The organism is Synechococcus sp. H55.10, assembly GCF_047502715.1.
Taxonomy (GTDB): domain Bacteria; phylum Cyanobacteriota; class Cyanobacteriia; order Thermostichales; family Thermostichaceae; genus Thermostichus.
In genome coordinates this window covers 1-640 of record NZ_JANSJJ010000188.1, presented here as the reverse complement: position 1 = coordinate 640, position 640 = coordinate 1, and the positions used below count along the sequence as shown (strand labels likewise).

Genomic DNA, 640 nt, shown 5'->3' with positions numbered 1-640 from the left:
GTTTCCTATTTCGAGTGGCTGTGGTTGTCAGCAACAAAGATAGAGGGCTAGCGGGATACAATCTTGCTGAAGAGAGGTTCGAGGTGGCCTGGCAGGACTTTATCCCGGCTTGTGCGAGCGCACAAATATCCCAGTTCTTGGTTCAGAGTTGAAACCTACCTATAATGGATTTTCCAGCATTAAGCCAAGTATGGAAACACCTCCCTGGCTAGGAGGGATCCTAACCAGTCGCTTGCTGGATCACAGGATGCTGAAAGGTTTTATCCCTTCACGAGAAATTGAAGCCTAGTTGGCTTGCTCGAAGATGCGCTGAACCAAGCCGCTGACAAGGGAGAGCACGATGGCACCGACAAACGCCCAACCAAAGTTGTCGATGTTGAAAGCATCTCCGGCCAAGAAGTCGGCAATGGCTAAGCAGATGCCGTTTAAAATCAGCCAAAACAAACCTAGCGTCAGGATTGTAATCGGCAGGGTGATCAACCGCAGAAACGGCTTCACCAAGCTGTTGACTAGCCCAATAGCCAGTGCCGCTACCAAGGCACCTCCAAACCCGGAGACGTGGATCCCGGGCAAAAGCCAAGCCAAAATCATCACGCTCAAGGCTGACATCAGCCAGGTGGCCAAAAGAGCTGCCATACTT

Annotated in this window: 1 protein-coding gene; it reads right to left on the bottom strand. The window is 51.2% G+C overall.

Annotation, left to right across the window (positions count from 1 at the left end):
- Window positions 1–285: 285 nt before the first annotated feature.
- Window positions 286–640, bottom strand: a 355-nt coding sequence (locus NW858_RS11335; RefSeq protein WP_414520522.1) for a phage holin family protein, incomplete at its 5' end; no start/stop codon positions are given.